The following is a 13,815-nucleotide window of genomic DNA, read 5'->3' as shown; positions in this document are numbered from 1 at the left end:
TCATTACCTATGGAGGAAGGAACAGCTCCTTTGAAAGGTGTTTTAAATTAAGCGTTAGGATAAAAGCCAAATGTCAATCTAGAAATTTGAGTTCCATTAGTTTTTTCTAATGTAATAAATGCATGACCCACTGAGTTATTCGGTCCCAAAACAGAAGTTTTAACATTATAATCTGCTAATTCTGAATGGAGGGTAATTTGCCACTGAAAACACACCTAGACTATCATTCCAAAATCCCCAACACAAAAAAAGCCCATCTTTCGATGAGCTTCTCTTTCTGTACCCAGGGCCGAAAATTCTAAATGCATAGTTATCAATATTTTAATTAAAATGTCAACAGTGATGTTAGCAGATTTACTCTTCTAAGATGTTCAGTTCATGCTCGTAAAAATCGTCTGAATGGAATTTTCCATTTGCAAAATACCTACATGTATAAATTGGGGCATCTTCTCTACCAGGATAAATACTAATATTAATTATCTGCATAATTATATCTTTTCCAAACCATTTATGCTTTACAAAATTTCTTACTTTAAATGCTGCCATGTTTTTATATTTAAAAATCGTCAATAAACTGAACCCCTTTTTTAAGGGATTCAAGAATCTCGTTCGAAGAATCGCTTATTAATTGAACTTGTTTTTTAGCATAAGACCTGGTATTAGTTATCGTCTTTTTTCGGCCATTTGCAATTTCAATTAACTCCGGAACTGTTTGAGCAGTTTGCTTGTGATAATGATCAATAAGTTTTAATATATATCGATACTTTTGATCTTTAATATCTACTTGAAGAAAATACTTTAAATCCGAAGATCTAATCATTGTCAAACTTTCAAAACTCTTAGTTATTTCTGTTTTTATAATTACTTTCCCATTCTCGAAATCATCCAACTCAATATCCATATTGTCGGATGAAAAGTTACTTGCAATCCAAGCTTTTAAATTGCCTTATATTTGACTCTTATTTAAATCAGTTGAAATGGTCTCAGTATAGGTTACTACACCGTCAATTAAAGGAGGGTTAAGTACATCTTGGGAATATGCCTTGAAAGTCGAAATTCCAAGCATAGAAATTAATAGGATTAATTTTTTCATTGGTTTTGGTTTTTTAGTTATTCTAGATTATTTGCTTCACTCTCCCAATTCCTCCAAATGACAAAAAAACTTGACTTAGCTAACACTTTTATCAGTTGAAGAACCTCCATTTAATTTGGTCTTAAGGAGCTGGTTATATTCTTCCAATAATTTGATATACTTATTTTTTAATTCTTCACAATCTTTTGGGAAATCACTATTTAATGATAAAATATTAGGTTCCTCGTTGTAACTTTTAACCATATTCCCTTTTCCAGTCAAAAGCCATTCAGCATTTAAAAATTCGCATTTTGCATATAAAAGTTCTATGTCAAAAGTATTTCTTGAATACCAAGAACTTAAGGTTTGGGGCTTAATACCTAAAAACCTTGCGAATTCAGCATCTTTTTTAATCCCTAAATGATTTTTTATTTCATTGAGAATCAATTCCTTATCGATTTCCATAAACAAATTGCGTATAAATATTTTGAATTGTACGCAAAACGAGTATATATTTGCAGTAACAAAACACAGTAACAAACAATAATAACAAAAAAGGATAACAAATGAATACGATACTTTCCCCGACCATGATCGAAGTCAGCGGCAACGAGCTCCAGTTCATCCGTAAGCATGCCCCGACGGCATTCCCCGGATCGTATCCGAGGCCCTGAAAACAGAGGGCCATGTCATCGACAGGGTGACCGTCCATAAGGAGCTGCACACCATCAAGGACCGTTACGATGCCAGGATCATCACCAAGGCACGCGAACTCCTGAAGACGCTCTCCAACGCAGAGTTCGAGGCTCGATAGCCCATCCGTTATCCAACGGAACAAAGTAAGGTCAAATAATCGGATTAGTATATACCAGATAAGTGCCATTTTTTACCATGATGAACCTATCAAAAATAAAGCAGTCACTTCCCCCGGGCATCGAGGACAACGGTGTCGAGTTCTACGTGAACGAGAACGATATCAAGTGCTTGCATAGCGGCAATACCTATAGGTGGGGCGAATTTCCCCAATGGATCCTGGACAGGATCGAGGAGGACATGCTCCAGAACCCCGAAGCAATGAACGCGCTGGTCGCATGGGACATCACCGACTCAGAGGAGATGATGAGACAGTACATAGTCTGCAGGTTCGGTGGTTTTGACGGCCATCCGGATATCACGAATGATGGTGAAATCATCCATGTGGAATACTTTGAGTGCGGCCGCAGGGGCAATTGTTCCTTCGAGGGAAAGCTCTGCTCTTCCATCAAGGTCGGTGAAGAACACCTTACCAAACAGGAGATCAAGATCATCAAGAAAATTGCTTCTGGCAAGCATAACCGTGAGATCGCGGAGGAACTGAACATCTCGGAGGAAACGGTCGCTACCCACAACAAGAACATCCAGAGGAAGCTCGGAGTGACATCGAAGCTCGGAATCGTCCCTTGGGCAGTAAAGAGAAATATAGTTGAATCATAAATAAAAGGCCATGATCACATCAAAGATAAACCTAGAGACAAGGACTTTAGAGCTTCAGTATCCGAGCTTTTCAAAACTAAAGAACGAGAGCATACCCGTTCATGGATACGACCAGGCGTCCTCTCTGCTGAGGATAAGATTGCTGAAATTCCTTTCAAATGAAATCCGCACATTCGTCAAGATGAGGATATATGCCTATGCGACAGGTAACAGGATGACAGTTTCCAGGCAGAGGGCCCTGAACCATCTCCGTTTTATCCTGGACAGCTATTCCGAGGGAAGCGTGAACAGGTTTGCCAAGCAGATCGCAAATTCAAGGGCCAGTTTTGCCGAGCTGATGCCGGTAAAGCCCTCAACTGCCAAGACACACTTTGACAACCATATCGTACCAATAATCAAATATTGTACGGACCTGTACGAGCAGAGCCTAAAAAACTAGCCAGTGTCAAGGTTATGGGCAACCAGAAAGATGGCCCTATATCTCCCGCTCCTCTGGTTGGGCGGGATTCTTTAACTCAATTATTATCCAAAAACATGTATACAGAAACATCACAGTTCCTCACCGGCCTAGATGCCGAACTTGCAAGAAGGGAATTATTGATCATCATATTTTTTATACTCTTCCTATTGTCGCTCTTGGGAAACCTCCTTTTGATGATCGCATACGCTAATCTTACAAGAACAAGAAGGGATAATGAAGCAGTATAAGATCACAAAGGAAGATATCCTGCTCAGGACAAACGGAGGACTTGATGTTTTCAGGCACTATATTAACCGACATTGACGAATATCTCCGTACCAACAAGCACTTCATCGATCCCGGTAGGTCTGAGTCAACGGCATCCTCCAAGATCAAGAAACTTTCCGATGGCAATTATATCGTCAATGATTTCGGGGATGACGGAAAGTGGCTCAATGCTATCACATACACCCAAAAAAGGGAGAATTGCGAGTACGGTGATGCCATCAGGATCTTGGCAGAGAGACATGGTATAGGATCATCTGAAGAAATAAAGTCAATGTATGAAGCTGAAGTTTCTACTGTAGATGCTGGTCCCGATCAAGCTGATGGAGAATGGTATTTCGATCATGCCGAATCATTCTCAGAAAGCCATCTCAAGATCATCTTTTCCGAAAAGGTTTGGGCATACGTAGAGCATCTATACAGGAACAGGGAGAAGGAAGAGTGGGAAAAGGCGGTGATGGACCATTTTGCATCGATACTGAAGGAGCAGCATTGGCACGCACTTGACAGCTATACCATAATCAAGAACAGGAAGGCGATCACTTTCAGGTCCACTGAGTTCTATCCCATATTCAGGATCGAGGAGGAAGTGAAGGATGGGCATCGCTTTTCCAAGATCTACCAACCGAAATCCAAGGACAAGGGCAGGCGATTCTTCTATCATGGAAAGTTCGATCCGCAGTTCCTCCATGGTTATGATCAGTTCAAGAGGGCATATGAAGAGTTCATAAAACAGCAGGATGGGGACGGAGACGAAGGTTCCGAGAAAAAGCCCAAAGAAAAGCTGGAGGAAGTTATCTACTGTACTGGTGGATCCGATGCGCTCAACTTCCGTGCCCTGGGATATCACGTAGTGTATCCTTCGTCCGAGCATTTCAAGCTGACCAAGGATCAGGTGTTCCAGCTGTTCCAGCGGGCAAAGTCAGTCATGACGTGCCCGGACATGGACTATACCGGACAGATCCAGAACCACAGGATGTGCCTAAACCCGATGTCCATACAGTACCTGGACATTCGGACTATCGAACTTCCAGAAGAACTGAAGACCCGCAGGGACCAGTACGGGAGACCGTGCAAGGATTTCAGGGACTACATGAAATATTATCGGGCAGCAGACCTCCAGGAACCTGGTCAAGGTGGCCAAGATGTACAGGTTCTGGGACGAGACTCCGGCATATGACCGCAAGGGCGACAGGAAGGTAAAGAACAACGAATTCGTCAGCCAGTACCAGATATCGGTGGAGCGCATCCTGAACTTCCTGGTGAAATCCGGATTTGGCAGGAGGAAGGTGAACGAAGAGACAATCGAATACGTGCAGATAGACGGGAACTTGGTTCGTCAGGTAAAACCAGAGGACATTAAGTCTTTCCTGATATCCTTCCTCAGGTCGAGGTTCCTGGATGAGGATCTCCTGAACGTGATCCACAAATCTACGGTACTTTCCGAGAAATCGTTTGAGTCCCTTCCGATGGTTGACCCTGATTTCAGGGACCATGACCCATGGACGCAGTTTGTCTTCTTCCAGAACATAACCTGGAAGATCACCTCAGGGGGCATCGAGGAGATCCCCAACAGCAAGGTCGACAAGATGGTCTGGGAACCCAAGATACTCAAGCACAAGGTGAGGAAATTGGAACCGATGTTCCTGGTTACGCAGGACGAAACAAAGAAGTACCACCTGGAGGTCAGGGACAGCAGTTCGATGTTCTTCCGTTTTCTGATGCAGACATCAAGGATCTATTGGCGCAGGGAGCTGGAAGACAACCTTGAGGACCTCACAGTGGAGCAGAGGGAGGAATATAAGATAAGAACCAGTTTACGGTCCATGGGGAGAACCTGACCGAAGAGGAGAGGTATGACCAGACGGTGCACCTCATTAACAAGATGTATGCATTCGGATACATGATGCACAGGTACAAGTCCAAATCCAGGCCGTGGATCGTTTTCGGAATGGACGAGTCCCCTCAGCAGGAACAGGGTTCATTCGGGGGCACGGGGAAGTCCATATTCTTTGAGGGTCTGAGGGCAGTCAAGAATATGCTCCAGCTGGACGGTAAGAATGCCAAGCTTTTCGAGGACAACCACGTTTTCGAACAGGTAACGACCAATACCGACGTGATCTATATCGATGATGCTTCCAGGACATTTCCAATGGAGAGGATATTCTCTCTGTTGACCGGAGGCATGGTGATCAATCCGAAGGGAAAGACCCGTACAACGCTGCTTCCGGAAGATTCCCCGAAGTTCGGGATGACGACGAACTTTTCACCTGATGACCTAGGATCATCAACCATGAGGAGGATACTGTTCTTCGGTGCGTCGAACTACTACCATGTCGACAAGTCGGGCATTTTCCGGGAGAACCGCCAGCCGATCGATGAGTTCGGCAAGGAATTCTGGTCAGCGGAATATACAGCTGAAGAATGGAACCGGGACCTGAACTTCATGGCACAGTGCTGCCAGCTGTACCTTTCTTGGCCGACATGGATCGAGGCACCGATGGACAACATCATGGACAGGTCACTTTCCCACAACATGGGCTTCCAGTTCCTGACATGGGCAGAGGTTTTCTTCTCATCGGAATCCAACAGGTTGGACTGTTTTGTTTCGCTCCATTATGCGTTGGAAGAATACAAGGCAGATGCATCCATCAAGAACATAACATCCACTGGGTTCAATTCAAAGCTCAAGCTATTTGCCCAGCTAAAAAAATGGAACCTGAATCCCAAAAGCGTACAGAACAATGATGGAAGGGTACTGAAGACCTGGAATGAACTGAAATATGACGGAAGGAACAAGGAGTGGGTAAAATCGGACCGCAAGAAACGCAATCCATGTTCTATTTGCAAACTGATGATTCCATGATTTCCGATAGAATCTATGACCCGAATGAAATGGTGCTGTCAGAAGATGATCTTCCGAACCCAGAACCTGGGACAGAGGAACCTAAATTTTAACAATCTAATCAATAAATAAAAATGGAATACATCAACAGAATAATCGAACTCGTAAAACCGAGAACAACCAGGCCATATAGAGGTGGCGTAGAACTGAGAGGAATAAATATAGACAAAGCAAAACAGGAAATTTCAAATGCCATTGCTTCTAACCAGTGGCCAGTAGAAATAATTGATACTGATGTAAGATTGAGATCGATTTCAATACGCCAAAAATAAAAGCATGATCATCCGTCCAACTTGGCCATTAGGTACCCGATTTATAGACAGCAAGCGCAGGGAATTCCTGGTAACCATTGTGATCATGGGAAAACCTGAAAACAATTTTGCTTATGAGGTTGAAATGGCCAATGGATGGAAAGTGCTGTCCCAGCCTGGAGAGAATCCACAGTCTGGAGTCGGTTTCGTGGACATCACAAACAAGGATAATTTGATAATGGAATCGGTCGAAAGATTAGACCAGTTTATAAAGAATGGACATTTAAAAATTATAGGATATGGGATTTAAACCAATATTATTCAGTACGCAAATGGTTGAGGCGATATTGGATGGACGAAAAACGCAGACAAGAAGGATCATCAAATCTATAACACCTGAGGCAATTACAAAGTTGATGTATTTGGATTTAGGAATAGAAGTCGAAAAATATAAATCAGAACTAATTAGAGTTGACGCTAAATTTAGAATAGGAGATATCCTTTGGGTTAGAGAGGCATGGAACAGTTTTGATAGTAGCATGGTTCCTTACGTATATAGAGCTTCTGATCTCAAAAGTATAGGACATAAATGGAAACCCTCTATTCTTATGCCTTTCGATGCTGCAAGGATATTTTTAAAAGTTAAAAATATAAAGGTAGAGAAGCTCCAATATATTTCTGAAAAAGATGCTATTTCAGAAGGTATTGACAATCACATTGATGATGAAGGTAAGCACCAGTTCTATATTTATCCAGTTAAGGAAAAAAAGATATTCAAGGACAACTCTAGGTTTGGCTCTTTTATGTAATTCATTTATTTCCAAAGGGATTTTTGGATTAGAGGAACCTGCTAAATTTTCATTCCACAGTTTATGGGAATCAATTAATGGAATGGAATCATGGGATCTTAATCCATGGGTATGGGTTTATGAATTTGATGTTTTGAAAACTGAAACCGGAAAGTGTATTTCCTGTGGATGCTCCGAAATTAATTGCAAGCAATGTATTGTTAAAATTGGTAAACCTTGTAGCTGGGTAAATGCAAATCATACTGTTTGTTCTGCTTGTAAACCTCAAAAACTAAAATCATGAGTTATCAATCTGAATTGGAGGAGGAATACACTAGACTTCAAAAGCTGCAGTACTCAGTACATGTAAATAATATCAAGAAATATATTTCAGAGGTAAGAAGATTATGGAAGCCAACAACTAAAGAAATAGAAGGCCAAGTTTATCATGGCAATAGACAAGGAGATGTTGAATTGCTTACTCTTTACTGGGATGAATATCGATGTAATTGGACAAGTAAAGAGATTGCATTTGAAGGGTATCTCTTTAAAAATATTAGAGATATAGATCAGAAAGATAAGATTGAAAAATATAAAGAAAAACGAAATACTTAAAGAATGGGAATCTCAAGATCCAGAAATTGATCTTATAAAAGATCTCGGAATTGACTTTAATCACTACGTAATTAATAGGTGTAATTAAATATATCCACTAAAAATAATTGCTAGTAATTATTCAATTTATGGAGATTCAATGCCAAAAAAACATTCTGAAAAAATAAAAATGGAGAGAAAAATTATGAAAATTGCTTACAAGTAATAATAAGATTACATAATTTCCAACTATATATAATATATTCGTAAGGTTTATTAATATAATTCATGAAAATTGAAATTAAGAATTTAGGTATAATTAAATCAGCTGATGTTGATTTATCTAATAATTTAACCGTTTTTACAGGTCCAAATAATTCTGGTAAAACCTATTTAGCTTATTTAATTTATGCTATAACAAAAGCAAGTTACAAACCATATGATGATTCTGACTTTAAGTTAGACTTTCAAAATATGATAAAAAATAAATCCACAATACATAGAATCGATATTAATAGAATTAAAGAGTATAGAAAAAAGCACTTATCAATAATAAACAGTGATTTAGATAGTTTGTTTGGAATTTCGAATGAATTATCTAACAATTTATTTAAAGATTTTTATGTCAATATAACTGAAACTGATGATGAATTTTTAAAAAGAGTAGAAAACCTTGCAATTACTATTAAAGTTTCCGTTGGAAGAAATAGTTATTCAATAATCAAAAATGAAAATACATTGGATATTTCAATGGTTTTTGAAGGTGACGAATTTGATTCAGAAGAATTAAAATATTTAGATATTATAATCCATTCAAAAATATATTTCTATTTAGCCTTTTCTCCATTTACAAATTCATATATTTTTGCCAGTGGAACGAAATTCGATTTATAGTTTTTCCAAAGAACTCTCAATTCAAAGGCAAGATTTTTTCGATCAAGCAAAGGATTTTGTAACTTCAGGTTCCTTTAATTCTTCTTCAACAATCGAAAGGTATTTTAAAAGAAGTACGCGTTATCCATTAGCAATTAGAGATGGTTTATCAATTGCCGAAGATTTAAGTAATACATCCAAGAAAAGATCTGAATTTGCAGGATTGGCGGAAGAAATTGAATCTGATTTGTTATTTGGAACTGTTAATGTAAATAAGGATGGTGAAGTACAATTCACATCTAATAAAGCTAAAAGGCTAAAAATTCCTATTCAATTGTCTGCATCAATTGTTAAAACTTTATCTAGTCTAGTTTTTTATTTAAAACATAAAGCTGAACAAAATGATTTAATAATTATTGATGAGCCGGAACTCAATTTACATCCTTCAAATCAAGTATTTTTTAACTAGAATTTTTTCAAGATTAATAAATAAGGGCTTTAGAATGATTATTAACACTCATAGTGATTATGTTATTAGGGAATTGAATAATTTAATAATGCTTTCAAATAAAGAAATTCGAACAAATAGAAAATTTGAAGAATTAGGTTATAAGGAAGATGAATTTGTAAACTCATCAGAAGTTACCTCATACATGTTTAATTTTAAGAATAAATCTTCTAAAAATATATCGATAAAGAGAATTCCCATAAATGAATTTGGATTTGACGTAGAATCAATAGATAATACAATAGATGAGTTAAATAATACCACTGAAGAATTGTTTTATTTAATTAAATATCCGATTAAGAATGAGGACTGATTTAATAATATTTCAAGAAATAATTAATCCATTGTTTGTTCATCAAGAAAATAATTTTAATGAAATATCCGCCGGAATGAAAATTGAAATTGACCGGAGGGGGTGTAAGAGCTTAGTTATTAAACCTGATGTTGAATTGGGAAAAGAGTACAAAGGTGGGATCTTTCCTTTTTTTAATAATAAGAAAAGTGGTGTTTGTAAAATTTGTGATTACTTGATATTTGGACTTGAGAATAATAAAATCTATGCTATTTTAATAGAATTAAAAAAAGGAGATAGGAATACTATGCCTCAGTTAAAAGCTGCTGAAAATTTTTTAAATTTTATTATTTCGACTGCAAATAGATTGGAAGGAAAAAATATTAATGTTATTACAAGAAAAGTTAGTATTAAAGAAATTAAAAGAAAACCAAAAACTAAAATTAAGGATATTGAATATGATAGTCACAATCATCATATTTTTGAACAAAATAAATTTCATATTAGGTCATTCTTGAAATAGATTTATAAATTTTAAAATTATAAATTCTCTGAAACTTCTTATTAAGATTACCATTTCAGAATATTCTTTAATTCCAAATATAATATGTATAATATGAATTTACATTAAATTAGTAGATGAATTTATATATACAAAATATCAAAAGTAGCTTATTTATCTTCAATCATTACTGATCCAAACAAATCTTCATTCTTTTCCTTCAATCATTCATCGATAACAAACAACCATCATTCATGATGCCGTTCGTGACGCTTGGTCATTTGCTGTTGGCAAGAAGGAAATACAATCTCTAATGATTCCTTACGCTGGTGATCTTGGTTCACATCAAGTTTTTAGAGTAATCGGGGCAACGGGAGAAGTAACCAATATTAAGAGTATTCAAGATCCTATAGCTTAATAATTTTCAAAATCCACTGCAAATCGTCATTTGCCTTGTTTACCCATTCTATCCGTTGTTTAAGAATAAATTGTGGCTGAACGTTAATAAAGTCAGCTGCATTTCTTTTCTAAAGGTCCTTGCTTGGGAGATCTCAGCTAGCGATAAAGGAAGGGATCCAAGGGAGATATTAGGGGCGAGACACAGGGAGAGACACCAGGGAGAGATACCAGGGGAGATACCAGGGAGAAGCACAGGGGGAGGTACCAGGGGGGATACTCTAGGGAATTTTGGATTTTTCATTTGATTGAAAATTTAACTTAGTTTTATCGAAAATTAATTTAAAACAAATCGATTATGGAACTACAAGACTGGAAATTTATTCAAAACAATGCTGATTCAATTCTTATAGGAGGTATTTCTTCTTTAGAAAGTCAGCCAATAATTAAAAAAGATAATATCTTTTTCCAATGGTCCTGGAAACTATTTAATTCTTTTGAACGAAAAACCGATGTATATTGGGAGAAGGAAAGATTTTATCAAAAAGATTAAAGCAGCAATTCAATCCAAAAACTTCTACATTTTATAAAAATTATTCTAGATCAGTCTCACAAATTAACCAGCCAATAGATTCGTTTAATGTCAAAAATAATTGAAACAAAAATTGGCAGGAAAGAAATTGAAGAAATGGGAAGTAAGAATTTCGGAACAACATTGAATCGATTTCAATTAAACAAAAGATCAAAGTATGATTTAGTTGAGAATAATTATTGAGCTGAGCTACAAAAAAACAGTCAAGGCTTCCTTGAACTGAGTGATGAATTGATTATTAAGGGAGAATTCAAGCCATGGAAAAAATTGTTTTGTTGAGAATGCGCCAGGAGTTTATTTGGTTAAAGATGCTAAAGGGGATCTAATTTATATTGGAGAAAGTTCAGATATATATGGTAGATATACAACACATGGAAAAACAACTTATTTTTCGGCCCTTAGAAGACACATTGGTACAGAGATACTTGGTTTTGAACTTATTGAAAAGAATGGAAATGGAAAGAAAAAATATTTTGATCCTTCACAGGACATTCAAGTAAACCAATTCTTAAATAATTGTATTGCTCTTTTCTATCCCATCCGAATAGGAAGGTATGAAATTGAAGAACATCTAATAAGAAAATATAGGCCATTGCTAAACAGAAAGGAGAATAAATAAAAACATGAATTTAAAAATAATCACTGGTTCTGTTGATGTTCATATTAATGATAAAAGTAGCGGAGGGAAATTAATTGAGAATAAGATTTTAAAATATTTGAAAGACAATAACATAGATAATATCAAAACGATCTTTCCGGTTCAAGTTCAATGGGAGGATACCACAGCTGCCTACTTTACTTTGTATTATACGATGACAATTATTTTAAACGAGTAAAACAGATCTTAAAGAATGATAATTTAAAATTTCAGAACATTCATAATCCTCTGTAACTCCTCATTAGCTTTATTGACCCATTCGATCCTTTGCTTAAGTATAAATTGCGGCTGAACAATAATAAAGTCAGCCGCATTATCTTTTCTAAAGGTCCTGGTCTGGGATATCTCTGACGGACCGCTCTCAAATTCCTCAGGTGTATACCATTTCTTTGTTGGCTTATGGTAGATCAAGCATCCGTTGACTCTCGCTGTCTTGGCCAGTACATCAAAGTTTTGCAGGGATCTTTCCCTGAACAGGTTTCTTATCAAATCCGGAGTTTGCCATCTAGAAAAATAAATTACTAAAAATATTAGTAAATATAAATCAATTAGGTCAATATCTCCAAATCTGAATCCTATCCACCGCCTTTTATACGTTGAGTTTTCTGCGCTCGCGAAGCAGCGTAACTATATGCCCGGACACCTGTGGACGGGCATGCCTTATCATGACCCGGTCGGCAATCCGCCTTTTCTCCTTTACCTCTTATATTCTTATAACTTATAAAATTTTGTAATTCTGTAATCAAATAAAAAACAATAGTATAAAGGAATGATATTCAGCAGTTTATTCAATTACAAATTTTTGTAATCAAAAATCCTCAATTACAAAAATTTGTAATTTTTGTAATCAGCAAGCTCCAATTACAAATTCATTTTTAAAATGTAATTGATGAAAAAATAAAATGTAATGCTGTAACTAGTTGAATATCAGTAGTAAATTACAAAATTACAGAATTACAAAAAATTACGTCTTTTTTTGACCCGCATGTCAATTCATTGTACATTTGGATAGTTGATCTCCCAAAACAACTTTCCACAGGTAAATCGTATTTCGAGCGAATTATATGTTTAAATAATCATTGTAAATATTCTATTTTTCAATATATTAATTTCGTTTTCAGTACGAAATATGTGTAAATTTGTCCATACCAATCTAAAGGAGGATTATGAACGTAGTTTGCCACATTCAGGACCAGATGCACCGTGAATATCTGAATTCGATCTTTGCTTTTGAGGACGGTGCTTTCTCAATTTTCCGTGATACTGACCTGGGCAGGTTCATCTGTTCGATGGTTAGGCATTCTGACTTCCCTATCGAACAAAAGGTCAATCCTGACAAGGCTATATATATCAGGTTGCCCCGGACATCAGCAATACCCAGCCTGTTTACAAGGTTCAGTTACATACACCCAGATGATCAGAGGAAAATCAATGATTTCCTGATCGCGACCTTTAATAAGGATTTTATTCAGTATTACTTTTGTAGGAAAGAACCTGGCCATGAAACAGAAGGATGTGATCACGAGTTTCATTCTCACGAGAAAATTGATCAGCAGGGTGGGAGAAGTGGAGCAACTGAAAAAAAGAGCATATAGGGCAGAAGAAAAGCACATCCAAACAATGGTCCAGAGATTGGCCCGGAGGGTACAGATTCAGAACAAGGCAATTGAAAAAACCATTTTGGACATTCAACAATATATTTAACCATGGCAATCCAAATCATATCATCCATTGAATATGCACCAGTTCATAGCATTATTGGTTTTGAAACCTATCCTGATGGCACATCAAGAGTAATGGTGGAGGAATGGAAACCAATTCCGATGCATCCCGCATCTGGAGAGATGGAAACCAACAGTAAAGAAGATGCTTCCGGGATATATTTTTCGACAACTATCAATGCAAGATTAAAGGAAGGCATTGTATCAATACCGGCCTCCATTCTCAAGGTCAAGCTATGCTCAGGTAAAGAGTTTATTTTGGGATCACCATCCATCCCGACACGATCACATGAAAATTCATCTCTGACAAGAGACCTGTTCGAAATAGAATATGTCCACGTATCAAAACCTTGGGAACTTATTCCATAGAATTCTCCAAAAAAAAATCCATATCCAAGAGCAGCTATTCATTATAGCTGCTTTTTTTATGGTTTCCATGGTCAAA

The 13,815-nt window shown here is 37.0% G+C and carries 24 protein-coding genes; 20 read left to right on the top strand and 4 right to left on the bottom strand.

Annotated elements, in window-relative coordinates; all coding sequences use genetic code 11:
- Window positions 1–354 precede the first annotated feature (354 nt).
- From FGL31_RS15605 to FGL31_RS15595, 3 genes are all read right to left on the bottom strand, one after another.
- Entirely contained in the window at window positions 355–546 is a 192-nt protein-coding gene (locus tag FGL31_RS15605; RefSeq protein ID WP_138092778.1) for a hypothetical protein, read from the bottom strand.
- 10 nt (window positions 547–556) lie between these two features.
- A complete protein-coding gene (locus FGL31_RS15600; protein ID WP_262709254.1) occupies window positions 557–928 on the bottom strand; it encodes a DUF4468 domain-containing protein in 372 nt (123 codons plus the stop codon).
- A 240-nt stretch (window positions 929–1,168) separates the two neighbouring features.
- Window positions 1,169–1,537, bottom strand: coding sequence for a helix-turn-helix domain-containing protein (locus FGL31_RS15595; protein WP_138092774.1), 369 nt, complete (start codon window positions 1,535–1,537; stop codon window positions 1,169–1,171).
- A gap of 426 nt (window positions 1,538–1,963) precedes the next feature.
- Here FGL31_RS15595 and FGL31_RS15590 point away from each other — a divergent pair, with 426 nt between their 5' ends.
- From FGL31_RS15590 to FGL31_RS15505, 18 genes are all read left to right on the top strand, one after another.
- Window positions 1,964–2,545 carry a response regulator transcription factor gene (locus tag FGL31_RS15590; protein ID WP_138092772.1) on the top strand — a complete coding sequence of 194 codons (582 nt, stop codon included), beginning with the start codon at window positions 1,964–1,966 and terminating at the stop codon, window positions 2,543–2,545.
- A 10-nt stretch (window positions 2,546–2,555) separates the two neighbouring features.
- A complete protein-coding gene (locus FGL31_RS15585) occupies window positions 2,556–2,984 on the top strand; it encodes a hypothetical protein (protein WP_138092770.1) in 429 nt (142 codons plus the stop codon).
- 14 nt (window positions 2,985–2,998) lie between these two features.
- Window positions 2,999–3,253, top strand: coding sequence for a hypothetical protein (locus FGL31_RS15580; protein WP_138092768.1), 255 nt, complete (start codon window positions 2,999–3,001; stop codon window positions 3,251–3,253).
- Between the two features lie 44 nt (window positions 3,254–3,297).
- Window positions 3,298–4,470 (top strand): hypothetical protein, encoded by a 1,173-nt coding sequence (locus FGL31_RS15575; protein ID WP_138092766.1) that lies wholly within the window; start codon window positions 3,298–3,300, stop codon window positions 4,468–4,470.
- On the top strand, window positions 4,436–5,131 hold the full coding sequence (locus FGL31_RS15570) for a hypothetical protein (RefSeq protein WP_138092764.1): 696 nt from the start codon (window positions 4,436–4,438) through the stop codon (window positions 5,129–5,131). The genes FGL31_RS15575 and FGL31_RS15570 overlap by 35 nt, the downstream gene beginning before the upstream one ends.
- 44 nt (window positions 5,132–5,175) lie before the next feature.
- The gene (locus FGL31_RS15565) at window positions 5,176–6,156 is read left to right on the top strand and encodes a primase-helicase family protein (RefSeq protein ID WP_138092762.1); all 981 of its coding nucleotides are present in this window, start codon (window positions 5,176–5,178) and stop codon (window positions 6,154–6,156) included.
- A 113-nt stretch (window positions 6,157–6,269) separates the two neighbouring features.
- Entirely contained in the window at window positions 6,270–6,467 is a 198-nt protein-coding gene (locus FGL31_RS15560) for a hypothetical protein (RefSeq protein WP_138092760.1), read from the top strand.
- Window positions 6,468–6,471: 4 nt separating this feature from the next.
- Window positions 6,472–6,756, top strand: coding sequence for a hypothetical protein (locus tag FGL31_RS15555; RefSeq protein WP_138092758.1), 285 nt, complete (start codon window positions 6,472–6,474; stop codon window positions 6,754–6,756).
- The gene (locus tag FGL31_RS15550; protein ID WP_138092756.1) at window positions 6,746–7,255 is read left to right on the top strand and encodes a hypothetical protein; all 510 of its coding nucleotides are present in this window, start codon (window positions 6,746–6,748) and stop codon (window positions 7,253–7,255) included. Before FGL31_RS15555 ends, FGL31_RS15550 begins: the two co-directional genes overlap by 11 nt.
- A gap of 279 nt (window positions 7,256–7,534) precedes the next feature.
- Entirely contained in the window at window positions 7,535–7,849 is a 315-nt protein-coding gene (locus FGL31_RS15540; protein WP_138092752.1) for a hypothetical protein, read from the top strand.
- Window positions 7,850–8,116: 267 nt separating this feature from the next.
- Window positions 8,117–8,722, top strand: coding sequence for an AAA family ATPase (locus FGL31_RS15535; RefSeq protein ID WP_138092750.1), 606 nt, complete (start codon window positions 8,117–8,119; stop codon window positions 8,720–8,722).
- Entirely contained in the window at window positions 8,700–9,170 is a 471-nt protein-coding gene (locus FGL31_RS15530; RefSeq protein WP_171017697.1) for an AAA family ATPase, read from the top strand. Before FGL31_RS15535 ends, FGL31_RS15530 begins: the two co-directional genes overlap by 23 nt.
- A 34-nt stretch (window positions 9,171–9,204) precedes the next feature.
- Window positions 9,205–9,522 (top strand): hypothetical protein, encoded by a 318-nt coding sequence (locus tag FGL31_RS15525; protein WP_138092746.1) that lies wholly within the window; start codon window positions 9,205–9,207, stop codon window positions 9,520–9,522.
- The gene (locus tag FGL31_RS15520; protein WP_138092744.1) at window positions 9,512–10,024 is read left to right on the top strand and encodes a hypothetical protein; all 513 of its coding nucleotides are present in this window, start codon (window positions 9,512–9,514) and stop codon (window positions 10,022–10,024) included. The genes FGL31_RS15525 and FGL31_RS15520 overlap by 11 nt, the downstream gene beginning before the upstream one ends.
- Window positions 10,025–10,757: 733 nt before the next feature.
- Window positions 10,758–10,952 carry a hypothetical protein gene (locus FGL31_RS15515; protein WP_138092742.1) on the top strand — a complete coding sequence of 65 codons (195 nt, stop codon included), beginning with the start codon at window positions 10,758–10,760 and terminating at the stop codon, window positions 10,950–10,952.
- Window positions 10,953–11,039: 87 nt separating this feature from the next.
- The gene (locus FGL31_RS28145) at window positions 11,040–11,174 is read left to right on the top strand and encodes a hypothetical protein (protein ID WP_262709136.1); all 135 of its coding nucleotides are present in this window, start codon (window positions 11,040–11,042) and stop codon (window positions 11,172–11,174) included.
- Window positions 11,175–11,289: 115 nt separating this feature from the next.
- Entirely contained in the window at window positions 11,290–11,610 is a 321-nt protein-coding gene (locus FGL31_RS15510; protein WP_138092740.1) for a GIY-YIG nuclease family protein, read from the top strand.
- A gap of 4 nt (window positions 11,611–11,614) precedes the next feature.
- Window positions 11,615–11,827, top strand: coding sequence for a hypothetical protein (locus FGL31_RS15505; protein WP_138092738.1), 213 nt, complete (start codon window positions 11,615–11,617; stop codon window positions 11,825–11,827).
- A gap of 23 nt (window positions 11,828–11,850) precedes the next feature.
- Here FGL31_RS15505 and FGL31_RS15500 read toward each other — a convergent pair whose 3' ends face one another.
- A complete protein-coding gene (locus tag FGL31_RS15500; RefSeq protein ID WP_138092736.1) occupies window positions 11,851–12,138 on the bottom strand; it encodes a hypothetical protein in 288 nt (95 codons plus the stop codon).
- Between the two features lie 677 nt (window positions 12,139–12,815).
- Between FGL31_RS15500 and FGL31_RS15495 the strand changes: the two genes are divergently transcribed.
- A complete protein-coding gene (locus FGL31_RS15495) occupies window positions 12,816–13,244 on the top strand; it encodes a hypothetical protein (RefSeq protein ID WP_138092734.1) in 429 nt (142 codons plus the stop codon).
- A 111-nt stretch (window positions 13,245–13,355) separates the two neighbouring features.
- On the top strand, window positions 13,356–13,739 hold the full coding sequence (locus FGL31_RS15490; protein WP_138092732.1) for a hypothetical protein: 384 nt from the start codon (window positions 13,356–13,358) through the stop codon (window positions 13,737–13,739).
- Window positions 13,740–13,815: the final 76 nt, after the last annotated feature.

This window comes from Sphingobacterium daejeonense (assembly GCF_901472535.1).
Lineage (GTDB): Bacteria > Bacteroidota > Bacteroidia > Sphingobacteriales > Sphingobacteriaceae > Sphingobacterium > Sphingobacterium daejeonense.
Note: the sequence above shows the minus strand (reverse complement) of the source record. Positions and strands in the feature narration are given on the sequence as shown.

What these genes read in the sequence shown, in the direction of transcription:
- FGL31_RS15515 (WP_138092742.1), top strand. Translation starts at nt 10,758, where the DNA reads ATGGAACTACAAGACTGGAAATTTATTCAAAACAATGCTGATTCAATT.
- FGL31_RS15520 (WP_138092744.1), top strand. Translation starts at nt 9,512, where the DNA reads ATGAGGACTGATTTAATAATATTTCAAGAAATAATTAATCCATTGTTT.
- FGL31_RS15540 (WP_138092752.1), top strand. Translation starts at nt 7,535, where the DNA reads ATGAGTTATCAATCTGAATTGGAGGAGGAATACACTAGACTTCAAAAG.
- FGL31_RS15565 (WP_138092762.1), top strand. Translation starts at nt 5,176, where the DNA reads ATGTATGCATTCGGATACATGATGCACAGGTACAAGTCCAAATCCAGG.
- FGL31_RS15495 (WP_138092734.1), top strand. Translation starts at nt 12,816, where the DNA reads ATGAACGTAGTTTGCCACATTCAGGACCAGATGCACCGTGAATATCTG.
- FGL31_RS15605 (WP_138092778.1), bottom strand. Translation starts at nt 546, where the DNA reads ATGGCAGCATTTAAAGTAAGAAATTTTGTAAAGCATAAATGGTTTGGA.
- FGL31_RS15570 (WP_138092764.1), top strand. Translation starts at nt 4,436, where the DNA reads ATGTACAGGTTCTGGGACGAGACTCCGGCATATGACCGCAAGGGCGAC.
- FGL31_RS15555 (WP_138092758.1), top strand. Translation starts at nt 6,472, where the DNA reads ATGATCATCCGTCCAACTTGGCCATTAGGTACCCGATTTATAGACAGC.
- FGL31_RS15595 (WP_138092774.1), bottom strand. Translation starts at nt 1,537, where the DNA reads ATGGAAATCGATAAGGAATTGATTCTCAATGAAATAAAAAATCATTTA.
- FGL31_RS15525 (WP_138092746.1), top strand. Translation starts at nt 9,205, where the DNA reads ATGATTATTAACACTCATAGTGATTATGTTATTAGGGAATTGAATAAT.
- FGL31_RS15585 (WP_138092770.1), top strand. Translation starts at nt 2,556, where the DNA reads ATGATCACATCAAAGATAAACCTAGAGACAAGGACTTTAGAGCTTCAG.
- FGL31_RS15535 (WP_138092750.1), top strand. Translation starts at nt 8,117, where the DNA reads ATGAAAATTGAAATTAAGAATTTAGGTATAATTAAATCAGCTGATGTT.
- FGL31_RS15560 (WP_138092760.1), top strand. Translation starts at nt 6,270, where the DNA reads ATGGAATACATCAACAGAATAATCGAACTCGTAAAACCGAGAACAACC.
- FGL31_RS15490 (WP_138092732.1), top strand. Translation starts at nt 13,356, where the DNA reads ATGGCAATCCAAATCATATCATCCATTGAATATGCACCAGTTCATAGC.
- FGL31_RS15575 (WP_138092766.1), top strand. Translation starts at nt 3,298, where the DNA reads ATGTTTTCAGGCACTATATTAACCGACATTGACGAATATCTCCGTACC.
- FGL31_RS15590 (WP_138092772.1), top strand. Translation starts at nt 1,964, where the DNA reads ATGATGAACCTATCAAAAATAAAGCAGTCACTTCCCCCGGGCATCGAG.
- FGL31_RS15550 (WP_138092756.1), top strand. Translation starts at nt 6,746, where the DNA reads ATGGGATTTAAACCAATATTATTCAGTACGCAAATGGTTGAGGCGATA.
- FGL31_RS28145 (WP_262709136.1), top strand. Translation starts at nt 11,040, where the DNA reads ATGTCAAAAATAATTGAAACAAAAATTGGCAGGAAAGAAATTGAAGAA.
- FGL31_RS15505 (WP_138092738.1), top strand. Translation starts at nt 11,615, where the DNA reads ATGAATTTAAAAATAATCACTGGTTCTGTTGATGTTCATATTAATGAT.
- FGL31_RS15580 (WP_138092768.1), top strand. Translation starts at nt 2,999, where the DNA reads ATGGGCAACCAGAAAGATGGCCCTATATCTCCCGCTCCTCTGGTTGGG.